This is a genomic window from Pseudomonas sp. GM48 (assembly GCF_000282335.1).
GTDB lineage: Bacteria > Pseudomonadota > Gammaproteobacteria > Pseudomonadales > Pseudomonadaceae > Aquipseudomonas.
Genome location: NZ_AKJM01000034.1, coordinates 1 through 13,390, shown reverse-complemented (window position 1 = coordinate 13,390; position 13,390 = coordinate 1). Strand labels below are relative to the sequence as shown.

The 13,390-nt window shown below is 61.6% G+C and carries 9 protein-coding genes; 3 read left to right on the top strand and 6 right to left on the bottom strand.

The window, feature by feature from the left end:
• Nucleotides 1-15 precede the first annotated feature (15 nt).
• The 6 genes from PMI28_RS24875 to PMI28_RS24905 form a co-directional block, all read right to left on the bottom strand.
• Nucleotides 16-1,794: an acyl-CoA dehydrogenase C-terminal domain-containing protein gene (locus PMI28_RS24875; RefSeq protein ID WP_007982699.1), complete on the bottom strand. Its 1,779-nt coding sequence runs from the start codon at nt 1,792-1,794 to the stop codon at nt 16-18.
• A 6-nt stretch (nt 1,795-1,800) separates the two neighbouring features.
• Nucleotides 1,801-4,320 carry an efflux RND transporter permease subunit gene (locus PMI28_RS24880; protein WP_007982698.1) on the bottom strand — a complete coding sequence of 840 codons (2,520 nt, stop codon included), beginning with the start codon at nt 4,318-4,320 and terminating at the stop codon, nt 1,801-1,803.
• Between the two features lie 16 nt (nt 4,321-4,336).
• Nucleotides 4,337-5,428 (bottom strand): WD40/YVTN/BNR-like repeat-containing protein, encoded by a 1,092-nt coding sequence (locus tag PMI28_RS24885; protein ID WP_007982696.1) that lies wholly within the window; start codon nt 5,426-5,428, stop codon nt 4,337-4,339.
• 222 nt (nt 5,429-5,650) lie between these two features.
• Nucleotides 5,651-7,009, bottom strand: a complete 1,359-nt coding sequence (locus PMI28_RS24895) for a DUF1329 domain-containing protein (protein WP_007982692.1) — start codon at nt 7,007-7,009, stop codon at nt 5,651-5,653.
• 41 nt (nt 7,010-7,050) lie between these two features.
• Nucleotides 7,051-9,054, bottom strand: a complete 2,004-nt coding sequence (locus PMI28_RS24900; protein WP_007982690.1) for a DUF1302 domain-containing protein — start codon at nt 9,052-9,054, stop codon at nt 7,051-7,053.
• Nucleotides 9,055-9,178: 124 nt separating this feature from the next.
• Nucleotides 9,179-9,745, bottom strand: a complete 567-nt coding sequence (locus PMI28_RS24905; RefSeq protein WP_007982688.1) for an RBBP9/YdeN family alpha/beta hydrolase — start codon at nt 9,743-9,745, stop codon at nt 9,179-9,181.
• Nucleotides 9,746-10,100: 355 nt separating this feature from the next.
• Here PMI28_RS24905 and PMI28_RS24910 point away from each other — a divergent pair, with 355 nt between their 5' ends.
• From PMI28_RS24910 to PMI28_RS24920, 3 genes are all read left to right on the top strand, one after another.
• Complete coding sequence (locus tag PMI28_RS24910) at nt 10,101-11,138, top strand: AraC family transcriptional regulator (protein WP_007982687.1); 1,038 nt, start codon at nt 10,101-10,103, stop codon at nt 11,136-11,138.
• Between the two features lie 263 nt (nt 11,139-11,401).
• Entirely contained in the window at nt 11,402-13,015 is a 1,614-nt protein-coding gene (locus PMI28_RS24915; RefSeq protein ID WP_007982685.1) for a phospholipase effector Tle1 domain-containing protein, read from the top strand.
• On the top strand, nt 13,012-13,390 hold a 379-nt coding region (locus tag PMI28_RS24920), incomplete at its 3' end, for a DUF2931 family protein (RefSeq protein WP_007982683.1). The genes PMI28_RS24915 and PMI28_RS24920, both read left to right, overlap by 4 nt.

Sequence of the window (13,390 nt, the reverse complement as noted above, 5' to 3'; positions counted from 1 at the left end):
TTCCTTGTCCTTCGATCAGAACTGATCGGCTTGCAGCTCGTAGAGGCAATCACTGCCGGCCTTGGCCGATGCGCTCAACGAGTGGATACGCGGCAGCAACCGGGCAAAGTAGAAACGCGCGGTCGCCAGTTTGCTGGTGTAGAAGTCGTCTTCGGCATCCCCGCTCATGACGGCCTTGGCCATGCGCGCCCACATGTAGGCGTATGCGGTGTAGCCAAACACGTGCAGGTACTCGACCGAGGCCGCGCCAATTTCGTTCGGGTTGCTCTGGGCTCGATCCAGCAACCACGCGGTCAGCTCGTCGAGGGTGTCCACGGCGGCATTCAGCGGCTTGGTGAACTCGTCGAGGTCAGCGCAGGCATTGGCGGTAAAGTTGCGGATTTCCGAAGCGAACAAGCGGTAGAGCGCCCCGCCGCTGCCGACGATCTTGCGCCCGGCCAGGTCCAGGGACTGGATGCCATTGGTGCCTTCGTAGATCTGGGTGATGCGCACGTCGCGCACCAGTTGCTCCTGGCCCCACTCGCGGATGTAGCCGTGGCCGCCGAAGATCATCTGACCGTGCAAGGTGGTTTCCAGCCCCATGTCGGTGAGGAACGCCTTGGCCACCGGGGTCAGCAGCGATACCAATTCCTGGGCCCGGGTGCGGGCTGTGACGTCTTCGCTGTACTTGGCGATGTCCAGTTGCAGGGCCACGTAGCTGGAGAACGCACGGCCGCCTTCGTTCAAGGCTTTCATGGTCAACAGCATGCGGCGCACGTCCGGGTGCACGATGATCGGGTCGGCGGCCTTGTCCTTGTTCTGCGCGCCGGTCGGTGCGCGGCTTTGCAGACGGTCACGGGCGTATGCGACGGCGTTCTGGTAGGAACGCTCGCCCTGGGCCAGGCCCTGGATGCCTACACCCAGACGCTCGTAGTTCATCATGGTGAACATCGCCGCCAGGCCTTTGTTCGGTGCGTCGACGATCCAGCCGGTGGCGCCATCGAAGTTCATCACGCAAGTAGCGGATGCCTTGATGCCCATCTTGTGTTCGATGGAGCCGCAGGACAGCGCGTTGTTTTCGCCCAGCGAACCGTCGGCGTTGACCAGCACTTTGGGTACCAGAAATAGCGAAATGCCTTTCGGGCCGGCCGGTGCATCCGGCAGACGTGCGAGTACCAGATGGATGATGTTCTCGGTCAGGTCGTGATCGCCGCCGGTGATGAAGATCTTGCTGCCGCTGACCTTGTAACTGCCATCGGCCTGGGGTTCGGCCTTGGTGCGAATCAGGCCCAGGTCGGTGCCGGCGTGGGCTTCGGTCAGGCACATCGAACCGGTCCAGGTGCCGGCGTACATGTTCGGCAGATAGCGTTGCTTGAGCTCTTCGCTGGCATGGGCCTTGATCGACAGGCAGGCACCGGCGGTCAGCATCGGGTACAGGCCGAACGACAGGCTGGCCGAGTTGACCATCTCTTCGACCTGCGCCGAAATCGCCTTGGGCATGCCCATGCCACCGTACTGCGGATCACCGCCGACACCGACCCAGCCGCCCTCGGCGAAGGCTTGATAGGCCTCGGCAAAACCGTCCGGCGCGGTGACCGAACCATTGCTCCAGGTACAGCCCTGTTCGTCGGTGGCGCGGTTCAAGGGTGCGATGACTTCGCCACTGATCTTACCGGCCTCTTCGAGGATGGCGGCGGCAGTTTCTTCATCGATCACGTCGGCCAGGCCGGGCAAACTGGCCCAGAGCCGGGACACCTGGAAAACCTCGTTGAGTACGAAGCGCATGTCGCGCAGGGGAGCTTTGTATTCAGACATCTTGGCTTACTCGGAAGTGGTCAGGGCATGGGGCATGCCCGGACGTTCAGTGGATTCAGTGTTCTCGGCTGCGGTAACAGAACCCGGCTGAGGAGCCCGTTCGCGCAGCAGGAAATACGACAGGGCCGGAATCAGGATCAGCGCACCGAGCATGTTCCACAGGAACATGAAGGTCAGCAGGATGCCCATGTCGGCCTGGAACTTGATCGGCGACCAGACCCAACACACCACGCCGGCGGCGAGGGTGATGCCCACCAGCCCGACCACCCGGCCGGTAAACGAGACGGCGTTGCGGTAGGCCAGGGACAACGGCAAGCCCTGGCGCTGGAAGTGCAGTTGCACGCTGAGCAGGTACAGGGCGTAGTCCACGCCGATGCCGACGCCGAGGGCGATCACCGGTAGGGTCGCGACTTTCACGCCGATGCCCATGGCCACCATCAAGGCTTCGCAGAGGATTGAGGTCAGCACCAGCGGCAACAGCGCCACCAGCGTGGCCCGCCAGCTGCGGAAGGTGATCAGGCAGAACAGCGTCACCGCTGCGTACACATACAGCAGCATGGTGTGATTGGCTTCGCGCACCACGATGTTGGTCGCTGCCTCGATACCGGCGCTGCCGGCGGCGAGCAGGAACTGGCGATCCCCGGTGCTGTTTTCCTTGGCGAATTTGTCGGCGATAGCGACCACCGCATCGAGGGTTTCGGCCTTGTGATCCTTGAGGAAAGCGATCACTGGCATCAGCGAGCATTCGGTGTTGAACAGCTCCGGCGAGTTGACCGAGGCTTGCTGTGCGGCATAGTTGAGCACGTCCTGGTTGCGCTGGATGCTGTTGAGCTTGGGGTTGCCTTCGTAGGTGCCGGCGGTGATCTGCCGTACCGCGTTGACCAGCGAAGCGGTCGCCTGCACGCCCGGATACTGTTGCAGCTCCCAGGCCAAACGGTCGGCGAGCACCAGGGTCTTGTAGTTCAGGCAGCCTTCCGGCGCCGTCTTGATCATCACCGCGAACAGGTCGCTGGACAGCGCGTAATGCTGGGTGATGTAGGCGTTGTCACGGTTGTAGCGCGAGTCGGCGCGCAACTCCGGGGCACCGCTTTCCAAGTCACCGATCTTCAGGTTGAGGCTGACCACGTAACCGCCAATGCCCATCAATACCGCGACCAGCACGGCGCCTGTGGCCCACTTGGCGGTGGTGAAGCGATCGAGCGCGTCCCACAACCGACCGAAGCCTTTATGCTTTTCGGCACGGGTGTCGATTTTCAATGCACGCTCGGCAGCCTTGGCGCCGACGCCGACATAGGACAGTGCCACCGGCATCAGCAACAGCGAGGTGAAAATCAGCACCGCGACGCCGATGCTGGCGGTGATCGCCAGGTCCTGGATCACCGGAATGTCGATCAGCATCAACACGGCGAAACCCACGGCATCGGCCAGCAACGCGGTGACGCCAGCGATGAACAGACGGCGGAAGGTGTAGCGCGCTGCGATCAGCTTGTGGGTGCCACGGGCGATGTCCTGCATGATGCCGTTCATCTTCTGCGCGGCGTGAGACACGCCGATGGCGAAGATCAAAAACGGCACCAGCACCGAGTATGGATCGATGGCGTAACCGAGCCAGGCGACGATGCCCAGTTGCCAGACCACCGCGATCAGCGAGCAGCCGACCACCAGCAAGGTGCTGCGCACGCAACGGGTATAGGCGTAGATGATGGCCAGCGAAGTGACCACCGCCAGACCGAAAAACATCATCACCTGAATCAGGCCGTCGATCAGGTCGCCCATGAGTTTGGCGAAGCCGATCACCCGCACCTTGTAATGGCCGGTGCCTTCTACCCCGGATTTACGCACTGCGCTGTCGCCGGCGTATTCGATCTTGTCGCGCAACTGCTCTTCGAGCATCTGCGAGAACGCGTGGTAGTTGATGCGCTGGCCACCGGCGGCGGCTTTGTCCAGCAGCGGCACGATCAGCATGGTCGACTTGAAGTCGCTGGCCACCAGGCTGCCGACAATGCCGGCGCGGGAAATGTTCTGGCGCAGCTGTTCGATCTGTTCAGGCTGCCCTGAATAGGTGTCGGGCATCACCGGGCCACCCTGGAAACCGTCCTCGGTGACTTCGGTCCAGCGCACGGCCGGGCTCCACAGCGACTTCATCCAGGCGCGGTCGACACCTTCAGTGAGGAACAACTGGTCGTTGACCTGCTTGAGTACGTCGAGGTATTCGGGGTCGAAAATATCGCCCTGGGTGTTCTCCACCACCACCCGCACCGAGTTGCCCAACCCGCGCAGGGAAGCGCGGTTTTCCAGGAAGTTCTGGATGTACGGCTGGCTCTGCGGAATCATTTTCTCGAAGCTGGGGCGCAGCTCCAGACGCGTTGCCGCCATGTAGCCAAGCACCACGGTAGCCAAGGCCATCAGCAGCATGAACAGCGGACGGAAGTTGAACACCAGCCGTTCGAGGAGGTTGCCGGAACGCTGATCGAAATCACGTACGTCGCGAATCACCGGCATGGCGTCTTGTTTGATATTGCCCATGTCTGGGTTCTCGCTCTTAGGGTTCGAGGGCTGGATCGGTGGACAACGTCCGGGCACCACGGCTGCCCGCCAGCACCAGAGCACCGTCGGCGGACTGGGTAGCGCCGGCGACCGGTGTCGGTGCCGGTTGCTGCAGCAGGTGCAGCTGCGCGCCCGTCCCTTGGCTGACCAGCATCTGCCCGCCCTGGGTGAACAAGCGGTAGTTGCCACGGGCATCGATCAGGCCCGCGGTGATGCTGACGTGCAGGCCGGTGTCCAGTGCGGTCCAGCTCTGGCCGCCGTCGCTGCTGCGCAGCACGTTGCCGCGCAAGCCGTAGACCAGTACTTCGCCGGGCTTGCCGAGCACGCCGAAGAAGCTGCCTTGATAAGGCGTCGGCACGGCGGCGAAACGCTGGGTGCTGTCATCCCACTTAAGCAACAAACCCTGCTCGCCGGCGATGTACAAAGCGTCGCCGGTGGCGGCGATTGCGTTGAGGTGCAGGCTCTGCGGGTTGTCGGTGCGATCCTGGAACGGGGTCCAGCTCTGGCCACCGTCGTCGGTGCGCAGGATCAGGTTGAACACGCCGACCACATAGCCGGTTTTGTCGTTGGCGAACCAGACGTCGAGCAGCGGTTTGTCCGCGCCTTGATCCAGTAGTCGTTGGCCTTCCGTAGCCAACTGGGGCCATTGCTCGTTGCCCGGCTCGGCCTTGGCCAGCGCCGAGTAATGCTTGATCAGCAATTCGCCAATCTGGCGACCGTCGAGTTGCTTCTTCCAGGTCGCGCCGGCGTCGCTGCTGTGCAGCACCACGCCGTCATTGCCCACCGCCCAGCCCTGGGTGGCGGTTGGAAAATTCACCGCGGTGAGGTCGGCACTGACCGGCACAGCGGCCTGCTGCCAATGCTTGCCCGCATCATCGGAAAACAGAATATGGCCACGCTGGCCGACGGCAATCACGCGCTCACCGGCGCGGGCCATGCCGGACAACGGGCTGTTGATCGCCAAGGCGCTGACCCTGGCGGGCAGGTCCAGCACGTCGACGTATTCGGCCGCGTGGGTAACGCCCTGCAACAGGCCGAGCACGACGCCCAACGCCAGCTGCAAAATATTATTTTTATACGAACACATGCTGCGTCCTCTTCGGAAAACCGCGTCGAGGCACACTTGCGTGTGCCTGACGGTAAAACCTCACGCCGTGCAGGTCATGCCGTTTGTAGGAGCGAGCTTGCTCGCGATGGGCGTTAACGATGACGCGGGGAGCCTGGTTCCCCGCGGTGTTCTCGAGTCCATCGCGAGCGAGCTCGCTCCTACAGTGCCGGTGGATCGTGCGAGCGCGTTTTTGCGGTTGGCTTAGCGAATGCCGGCGCCTGCCAGGGATTCCGACGACCACTGCGCCTTGGAGAGCGGCTCGATGTACTTGATGCCGCCGTAAGGGCCGACTACACCGTTGATGTTGTACGAACCACCGACCAGGTCGTAGATCATGAAGGGCGTCGAATCCGGCACCTGCTTGTCATAGCTCTGGCTGAGGAAAGCGAAGGAGCCGCGATAGAGCTGACCACGGGCGTCATATTGATCCGAGGCCAGAGCGGTCCAGCTGTCTTCGTCGAGGTAGAAGCGACGCTTGGCGTAGATGTGACGCGCACCGGCCTTGAGGTTGCCTTCGACGACCCAGACGCGGTGTTTTTCCCAGCGCACGAAGTCCGGTGCCAGGTGGTTGGCGGTGGTCAGCGACTTCGGATCCTGGACGTAGGTCAGCTTGTAGGTGTTGTAGGGCACGATCATTTCCTGTTTGCCCACCAGCTTCCAGTCGTAGCGGTCCAGCGCACCGTTGAACACGAACACGTCGTCGTAGGTGCCCGCACCCGCGGTGCCAGGGTTTGGCGTGTCGTAGGCCAGGTTCGGTGCCAGTTTCACCCGACGCTGACCCGGCAGGTATTGCCAGGCGCGACGTGGCTGTTGCAACGGGTTGGCGGCGTCCTTGAGCATCACCGCCTCGCCGGCCCGACGCGCAGGGCCGGTGTAGGACAGCTTCATCTGGTAGTACACATCGGCGCTGCTGATCGGCTGCGAGAGGTTTTCGTAGATCGGGTAGGAGATGTTCGCTTGCCCGGTGGTCGCAAGGCTTGGCACACCGGCGGAGTCGACGTTCCACGAGTCGTACTTGGAGCTGATGCTCACGCCCTGGTAACGCAGCAGGAAGTTCCACATCGCTTCGTTGCCCGATTGTGGAATCGGGAACGGCACGCCCGGCAGGACATTGTCGATGGCCAGGCCACCTTCGAGGGACTTGGCGCCGCTGGCGTTCTTCACTCCGTTATCCAGAATCGCTTGAGGCAGCGAAACGGTACGGTGCGTCGGGAACACGTCGACATGGAACGTCGGGAAACGCTTGGCCAGTTCAACGGTGGTTGCGCTGAGCAGGCCCTTGTATTGATCGACGTTCTTGCCGTCGATCACCAGCAGCGGTTTTTCGCTGGCAAACGGATCCGGGCGCATGCTGTCACCGGATTTGAAGCTGGCCGGCGGCGTCGTCAAGCCACCGTTGTAGGCAGGAATGGAACCATCAGCGTTCCCGGCTTTTTCAGCGCCCACCATGGTCAGGCTGGTGCCCAGTTTGGCAGCTTCCTGGGTTGAAACAGCGGCCTGTGCCTGGGCGGCAAGGACCATGGCCAGCGAAGCAGCCAACACGGTTTGTGCGAATTTCATCTTGTTATTCTCCTGCTTGCATTGAGCAAATCAGTGGTGAATCAAAAGGTTGTTTTCATCGTCAGGTACACGGCGCCACGGTCCTCAGTCGTGGCACCACCTCCGGAGAAGGACGAGTAGCCACCGGCGAAACAGGCGTAGTTTTCGTTGCCGCTAAAGGCGTTCGGGGTGGAGCCGTCACCGCCGTTCGGGCCGGTACTCACACCGCTGACGTTGCATTTTTCGGTTTTGCCGAAGGAGTCCACGTACTTCAGGTCGACAAAGTATTTGTTGTACACAACGGCACCGACACCAACGGCATAGTTGCCGGTGTCCTTGGCCCCGCCACCGGAGACCGGTGACACACCGGCGAGACCCACGTTGACCGACATCGGCGCGTTGAGATCGACACCGGGGAACACCTGGTACCAGGTCGGTGTGAAGTTGACCGCGATGCCCCAGTTGTCCCGGGTCGGCGCGTCGATGCCGCGATAGCTGTCCTTGCCCTTGTAGAGCGCCTCGTTCTTGCTATCGAGCTTGAGCAGGTTGCTGTAGTACAGCTCGGCCAGCACTGTTGCCTGATCGAACACCGGCGTTTTCGGCAGGGTCATCAGGCCGTTGAGCGTCCAGTGCAAGGTGTCGCCGGTGGCGCTCATGCTGTCGCCGCGGCTCGGGGTGTCGTAGATCACGCCCGTGGCATCCGTACGCGCAGGCAACAGACCCAGACCTTGACCCAGGCCCAGCGGGCTGCGGGTACTGACAATCGCCGGAATACTGGCCAGGGGCATGTTGTGACGGATGTTCAGGTCCGAGCCGACGCTGACCCCGCCCACGTCCTTGGACAGGCTCAGGCCAAAGATCTTGATGTTGTCGGCATACGCCAGTTGATAGGTGGCGGTGTCCAGCGAGTTGAGGGTGTTGACTACCGCAGGCACTTGCCCTGCCGGCCGGGTGCCGTTGGGGTTGGCCGAGGTAATGCCCCTGGCATCCAGCCAGGCTTGCGGCAGGATTTCCGAAGTCTCGCGGTAGTAGACGCCGAGGGTGCCATCCAGCCAGGCCGGCGACCACTTGGCCATCACGCCCCAGTCGCCGCTGCTGCCCGGTGTCAGGTCATGGCCGCGACGCACGTTGGTCAACGCGTTGCACGGCGCCAGGCCACAACCCAGCGGGCTGCCAGGCACCTTGGCGTTGGTGTTGCCGAGCAGGAACGACTGCGCACCATAGCCGATCAGATCCGAACCACCGTAGTAAGTACCGGCTTCGGGCAGACGCGCGGCGTCCCAATCGAGGAAGTACTGGGCGCCCACGGTCAATTCCGGATTGACGGTGAACGTCATCGACAGTTGATTGCGCGGGACGAACAGTTCCTTGGCTTCGGTGCCCGGCGACGCGGCAAGCTTGGCCAGGTCGAGGCCGGACTGGCCGTAGCTGACCGAGTGCACCGGGTTGAGAATGGTCTCGCCCCAGAACACGTTGTGCTGACCGGCCTTGGCGCTGAACATCGACTCCTCGCCCACTTCGGTGCTGTAGAACACAAAGGCATCGAGGATTTCGCCCGAAGGACCGCTGTAGTAGCGCTGGGCATAGTTGCTCAGGTGCGGGCTGCCATTGCCGACGTTGTCATGGGTGACCGCAGCCAGGCGCGGGTCGTTGGCGATCAGGCCCGACGTCGATCCATTGCCGTTGACGAACGGGTTGGAGTTGGAACCGGTGTTGTCATAGGCCTTGTCGTACCAGCTGGCGGCGCTGACGCGAAAGCCCATGGAATTCTTGTAGACCACATCCATTTCGGTCAACAGGTCGATACGGTTGGTGATGTTGGTGCCGGCCTTGCGGAAGTTGTAGTCGCCGTCGTTGTTGTTCGGCGTTCCCAACATGCGTTTGTCAGCGCTTTCGGTGCGCACGCCGTAGTTGTACTTCACGGTGTTATCCAGGCGCGCGGTCCAGTCCGGGTTGCCCAAGTCGAGCTCGACCCCATGGGCCGCCGGCGCAATGACGGCCAGAATGGCCGAGGCCAACAAGGTGTAGCGCGCTACGGTGAAGCCGTGACTCTTATTGTTGTGCATTGCGTTGTCTCCGCCTTTTTGTATTTGTTTTAAGCGCAGCCGCCCTCACGCAAACATAGATGGGTTTGCGTTTAAGGAATGAGGGCAAATGCCGGTTGGCGTACTGCCAGTCCAGCTCCTTGTACTAGCGGTCCAGCTCCAGGATGAGTGCTTCGGCTTGCTGCCAGTGGCCAAATCCTGCGGCCGGATTGAGGTGGCCGACATCGCCCAGATTGAGCAATTCGGCGCCCCAGCTTTCTGCCATGCGGGTGACCGCAGGAAGACTGGCAAGGTGATCGTTGGTGCTGCCGGCCACGATGCTGCGGAACGGCAGCGGGCCTTGGGGCAGAGGATTCCAGCCCTGGCTACGCAGGGTTTCGGAAGAAGGATAGTTGGGCGGCCAGACCGCATCGAGGTCCGGTGGCGCGGCCAGCAAAGCGCCCTTGATCGGACGGCTGTAATGCGCCGCCCAATGCGCGACCATCAGCACGCCAGCACTGTGGGCCACCAGAATCACCGGCCCGTCAATTTGCTCGAGCTCGTGCTGGATTGCCCGGACACGGGCCATGCAGTCGAGTTTGTCGGTTTCCAGTGGCGGGACGCTGCGCACTTTGCCCAGCCGGTCTTGCAGCAACGTTTGCCAATGTTCAGCCACGTGCTCGCGCAGACCCGGGACGATCAGAACGGTGGCGGCAGTTTGCAATTTGTCCACGTCAACACCTTCGCTTTCTCGATAACTCGACTGGCTGTTTGCGCCAGGGGCTTTTTGTAGGGTCGACATTAAAGAGCGCCCACCCAAAGCGCTTTACATTGGACGTCAGGCACTTTTCTTTTGATGACAAATTGTCGGACAGCAGGCCAGCGCGACCGCCGGTCGAAAAACCCCGCAGGTTGGCGCAGGGTCACTGTAATCAACGGATGAGGGGTGATGTCAGCGCGCAGCGCAGAGGATTCTTGACCTGAGCGCAGGCAAATCATCAACGACATGACAACTGTTCAACTGTTGATACGCTGGATATAGTCGCCACGCTCACGCCAACCGCCATCGGCCCAGGGAAGACCTTCGCATGCCCAAGCTTGTTCGCGCCGCCGTCTTGACCAACTACCTGGAGGTCACCCAGTACCTGGGTTTTAACCCGCGCGATGTCATGGCAGCCGTCGGTCTGAGCAAAGCCCAATTGCAGGCCCCTGAACACCGCATTCCCATCGATGCCGCCGTACGCCTGCTGGAAGACTCCGCCACCGCCAGCGGCTGCCAGACCTTCGGCCTGAGCATGGCCGAGTCGCGCCAGCTCTCGGACTTCGGCGTGGTCAGCCTGCTGCTCAGCCACCAGCGCACCCTGCGCGATGCCTTGCAGGTCGTGGTGGATTACCGGCACCTGATGAATGATTCGCTGGCCATCTTCATCGAAGAGGCCGGCAAGATGGTGATCATTCGCGAAGAGGTGGTCACCGAAACGCCCATGCCCAGCCGCCAGGCCACAGAACTGGCCATTGGTGTGATGTTCCGGCTGTGCTCGGCCCTGCTCGGCTCGCACTGGCACCCCTACAGCGTCAACTTCATGCACCAGCCACCGGACAACCTGCACCTGCATCGCCGGCTGTTCGGCTGCAACCTGGAGTTCGGCAGCGAATTCAACGGCATCGTCTGCCCCGACATCAGCCTCGACATGACCAACCCCAACGCCGACCCGGCCATGGCCCGCTACGCCCAGAGCTACCTCGACTCGCTGCAGAGCCACGAAGGGAACTCGATGCTGTTCGAGGTGCGCAAGGCCATCTACCTGCTGCTACCCATGGGACGCGCCACCATCGAACAGGTCGCCCAGAGCCAGGGCATGAACGTGCGCACCCTGCAACGCCGCCTCAAGGACGACGGTTGCGCCTTCAACGACGTGATCAACGATGTGCGTCGAGATCTGGTGCTGCGTTACCTGGACAACCCGAACTACTCGCTGAGCCGCATTGCCGACATGCTCGGGTATTCGATGGCGAGTTCGTTTACGCGGTGGTTTATCAGCCAGTTCGGCATGCCACCGGCTTCATGGCGCAGCACGCAGAAACAAGGTGGAACAAAACCCCACTCTGACGCCAAAGAATCCTGAGCGCCTCGAACCCTGGATTAAAGGGTGGCCACGCAGGCAGTCCAGGTCGCCACGGGGCTGTGCTCTACACGTCCCATCTCCCCGCCCTCGTTGCTTGAAGACTTTTCTGACAGCCCCAGGCCTCAGTCTTCCCAGACCGATCCCACGAGCAAATAGGCTGCAACTGGCAGCGTCCCCCTTCCTCGACACGCAAGCTTACCCCTAAAAATCGATCACCTGATTTGGCGCCCAGGGAGGGGCATTTCGCTGAAAGGAATGCACTCATGGAACAAGATCTTGAGGGGTACCACTGCGCGGTCTGCCGCGACCAGGCCAAGGCACGCGCCCGACAGCCCGCGCACTGGGATGCGGCAGAGGAGCAACGCAAATACGCCGAAATGCTGGCTCGACAACGGGCGCGCGAAGAGCAGGCCAACCTCGCGTGGGAAGCCAAAAAGGCCCGGGAAGAAGCGGCACGCGTAAAGGTCACCCTGCGCATCGGCGTGTTTTTCGACGGCACCGGCAACAACCCGTTCAATGTCGAGATGGGGCGCAAATGCGGGGCTCATCATCCAGTGTCGGAGGACGATCTGGATGGCAGTTGCAAGCCGTATATGCGGGACCCTGAGAGCAGTTATGGGGGGGAAGTGACGAATGTTAAGCGGTTGCATGATTTGTATCGAGAGGACAAAAACGTTGAGCTGATTACATCGAGCAAAATCGTATTCGACAAGGTTTACGTCGAAGGGATTGGCACAACCGCAGGCGAACCAGACCGATTGCTGGGCGCCGCGTTCGGTCGCGGTGAAACCGGTATCGAGGCCCGGGTATATGACGCGTTTGCTCAGGTCAAACGGCGGTTACGCAACTTCCATGAACGCTTCCCGGACCTGCAGATCCAGTCCCTGATCTTCGATGTCTTCGGTTTCAGCCGTGGCGCGGCCGCCGCCCGCCACTTCGCCTACTTGTGCATGGTCGGCATCAACAGCCCGCTCGTAGATACGTTGTACCTGCCGGATCGCCTGTTCGCCCGCGGCTTCAGCAAGGTGTTCGGTGAAGGGGTCAAGACCGGGTTTATCGGTCTGTTCGACACCGTCGCTTCCGTGGGTGGCCTGAGCAACCTGGGGTATGTGCGCAGCCCCGCTGCCCCCGGGGTCAAGCTGCACTTGCTGCCGCGTTTCTTCCCCAACGTTCTGCAACTGGTGGCCAGGGACGAATACCGCGCCAACTTCGCCCTTAACCGGGTCGGCCCGGACCATCCGGAAATCAGCCTGCCGGGAGCCCACTCGGACATCGGCGGGGGTTACCGCGATGACGTCGAAGAGTGCGTGCTACTCAGCCCCCTGCAAGCCTTGGACGTGGGCGAACTCACCGAGGTCAAAACCACCTCGATCTACCGCGAGGCCGATCAGGAACGCGCAAAATGGCACGCCAAGGGTTGGCCACTGGAGATGCTGGAGCTGGTGACTCCAGATCCCGTCAAGCTGCTGCCTGCCCCCAGAGAGCAAGCAGCGCCGAAACAGAAGCGGGTGTTTGCCGGTTTGCAGCTTCGGCGCAAGGTCAGTGCCGGACTGGCGCTGGTGTACTTGCGGGTGATGTATGAAGCCGCCAAAAAGCATGGGGTTGAGTTTGAAGATATTCAGCAACGTGCTGCATTTGCACCACCTGCTGAGCTTCAACCACTGTGCGAACGATTTATCGCGGGTGACTACCGCCTGACTGCAGCCGAAGAGCAACTGCTGAAGCTCCGTTACATCCACCAGTCGGCGCACTGGAACCCGACCTTCCTCTCCGGACCTCGCAGCACTCGATTCGAGCTGGCCTATGCCCATGTCCCGACGGCGGATGCCGTAAGGGTGCACCACCCCCATGTTCCGGAATGGAGGCTGTCACCATGAAAATCCCGTTTGCCTTGCTGGCAATGTTGTCGATATGCGCATGCCAGCCCGTCGATCCGCTGTCAGCCAAAAATGACTACAAACTGCGTTGGTGGGGAATTGGCTTCACTGAGCCCGCCCATATGACGGTGTGGGTCGAGACCTCGGCTGTCGAGGACATAAAGGGGCTGGTAATTCACCATATTGCGGCAGGAACGGCAGCCAGTAGTGACAATGAAAATGGCACCGAAAATGCTCGTGGCTGGGTGGGTGTGGGTGGCTCTGGCATGCCCGTCACGGGCGCCGATCTGCCAAAACGACTCTTTGTGCGCTGGCAATCGATTGTCGAACGCCAGACCTACGCCGGCTGGATCGATATCTCCGAATCGACCCGCG

What these genes read in the sequence shown, in the direction of transcription:
- PMI28_RS24885 (WP_007982696.1), bottom strand. Translation starts at nt 5,428, where the DNA reads ATGTGTTCGTATAAAAATAATATTTTGCAGCTGGCGTTGGGCGTCGTG.
- PMI28_RS24910 (WP_007982687.1), top strand. Translation starts at nt 10,101, where the DNA reads ATGCCCAAGCTTGTTCGCGCCGCCGTCTTGACCAACTACCTGGAGGTC.
- PMI28_RS24915 (WP_007982685.1), top strand. Translation starts at nt 11,402, where the DNA reads ATGGAACAAGATCTTGAGGGGTACCACTGCGCGGTCTGCCGCGACCAG.
- PMI28_RS24875 (WP_007982699.1), bottom strand. Translation starts at nt 1,794, where the DNA reads ATGTCTGAATACAAAGCTCCCCTGCGCGACATGCGCTTCGTACTCAAC.
- PMI28_RS24895 (WP_007982692.1), bottom strand. Translation starts at nt 7,009, where the DNA reads ATGAAATTCGCACAAACCGTGTTGGCTGCTTCGCTGGCCATGGTCCTT.
- PMI28_RS24880 (WP_007982698.1), bottom strand. Translation starts at nt 4,320, where the DNA reads ATGGGCAATATCAAACAAGACGCCATGCCGGTGATTCGCGACGTACGT.
- PMI28_RS24900 (WP_007982690.1), bottom strand. Translation starts at nt 9,054, where the DNA reads ATGCACAACAATAAGAGTCACGGCTTCACCGTAGCGCGCTACACCTTG.